Source organism: Novosphingobium sp. B-7, assembly GCF_000410615.1.
GTDB lineage: Bacteria > Pseudomonadota > Alphaproteobacteria > Sphingomonadales > Sphingomonadaceae > Novosphingobium > Novosphingobium capsulatum.
On record NZ_APCQ01000432.1, the window covers coordinates 1 to 1,748 of the forward strand.

At 68.4% G+C, this 1,748-nt stretch carries 3 protein-coding genes; all 3 read right to left on the reverse strand.

What is annotated here, in order from left to right:
* A partial coding sequence (gene cas5e, locus H926_RS0105385; protein WP_028657625.1) for a type I-E CRISPR-associated protein Cas5/CasD occupies positions 1-290 on the reverse strand: 290 nt, incomplete at its 3' end.
* Positions 290-1,477, reverse strand: coding sequence for a type I-E CRISPR-associated protein Cas7/Cse4/CasC (gene cas7e / locus H926_RS0105390; protein WP_022675405.1), 1,188 nt, complete (start codon positions 1,475-1,477; stop codon positions 290-292). The genes cas7e and cas5e, both read right to left, overlap by 1 nt.
* A partial coding sequence (gene casB, locus H926_RS33015; RefSeq protein ID WP_022675406.1) for a type I-E CRISPR-associated protein Cse2/CasB occupies positions 1,474-1,748 on the reverse strand: 275 nt, incomplete at its 5' end. The genes casB and cas7e, both read right to left, overlap by 4 nt.

Consider the following 1,748-nt stretch of genomic DNA (forward strand, 5'->3'; position numbering starts at 1 on the left):
CCTTCGGGCGCGCCGCGCGTGGTCCAGCCCTGGTCGGCTGCCTCCAGCTTGGCGGTCTGGAAATCGCGGATGCGCTGCCCCTCGCGCGCCCGCGCCGCGCCCATGATCAGCCGCGCCTGCAACGCCTGGTGCGAGTCGCCATCGGCGCGGTCCCAGCCCAGGGCATTGGCGACAAGGCCGGCAATCATCGACCGCGCCGGAAAATCGCGGACCACGCCATAGGCATCGACCATGTCGCCGCCAAAGCTCATCAACGGCGCATCGAGCGCCAGGACGAGATGCGCCGCCATCACGCTTGCGCGGCGCGCACCAGGCCGCCCGCCCATTGCGCCAAAGTGGCCAGCGGCAGGCGGGCCACCCCGGGCAGGGCGAGATCGGGCAAGGCCAGATGCCGGCGCACTTCGCCCGTGGCATAGGTTTCATCGAGAGCGGCGAGATGCGCGGCGAGGGCATCGGCGCTGCGCCGGCCCAGGCTTTCGTTGTGATGCGGGGCCAGCGATACGGGCTGGCGAAACGCATTGGCCAGCGAGCGGGGCTGGCGCTCGCCCGCCTCGACCAGCACCAGCTCGGCGCGGCTATAGGGCGCGGTGGAACCCTTCTTGGCCCCCGGCGAGATTTCCGCGATCAGCCACACCAGGTTTTCCACCACCTGCGCGGCAAGCGTGCGATCCTGGTCCCCGGCCCAATCGGCCATGGCGCACCCGGTCAGGTTTTTCACGAGCAGCGGCACGTCCACCACCACGTAACCATAATAAAGGCCTGACGTCAGCTCGGTATCGAACACCCCCGCCGCCCCGGAATCGCCATCGTCCTCGCGGTTGCGCAAGTCGTCCACCACGGTGAAGTAATCCAGTTCCGGCTGTTCGTCGTGGACGGTAAAGGCGTGGGCGACGTGGATCGCGGCATCGGTATTGGCCTTGACGTCGGACGTGACCATGCGCCCGAACAGCGCCGCTTCCAGCCCGGCGGCCAGAGCCACGCTTTTGCCAAAGGCGGCCAGATTAGCCTTTTCTTCCTTGAAAAACGCGGTGGCGGCGGTCTCGGCGCTTTTGCTGTCGGGCGCTTCCTTCAGGATGCTTTCCGCCCGCTCGCGCATCCACGCGATTTCCGCCTCGCCAAACAGCAGGGCCTGGCGCTGCTTGGGGTTTTTGGCGTTCTTGCCATAGAACTTGGTCAGGAACGCTTCCTGCACCGCGTCCACCGCCTCTTGCGGATAGCGGGCGCGCAAGGGTTCGATCACCAGGCGCTCGATCGCCAGCTTGGTACGCAGGCTGGCCACGCCTTCCTGTGCGGCCAATTGGTGCAGTGCGCGTGGATCGTCGGCCATGCGCCAGTGCCGCTTGAGGCATTGCGAGGAAACCCGGGTGCGCACGGCGGGGCCGAACGGCAGCCGCTTGGCCAGGCCGGCATCGTCGCGGTTGAGCAGCACGCCGGGCCAGGCGCTCAGGAAGTGGATCTGGATGAAGCGCGGGGTCATTGGCTGTCCCTCCCTTGGGCATATTCGGCGGCAAAGTAATCGCGGGCGATGTCGATCCGGGCGCGTTCGGCGCGGTCGGGATCGTCGCCGATCAGGGCGCGAATGGGGCGCAGGTCCACCGGCGCCTGCCCCGCCTGCGCCAGATAGCGCGCGGCGCGCACCACCTGGTCGATCAGCGCTGGCCCACGTGCCGTGGTCAGGCGCATCAGCCGGTTGACGGAATAGCCGGCAGCATGCAGCGCGCGGCCCAGGCGCTGGCCCGGCGCATGGG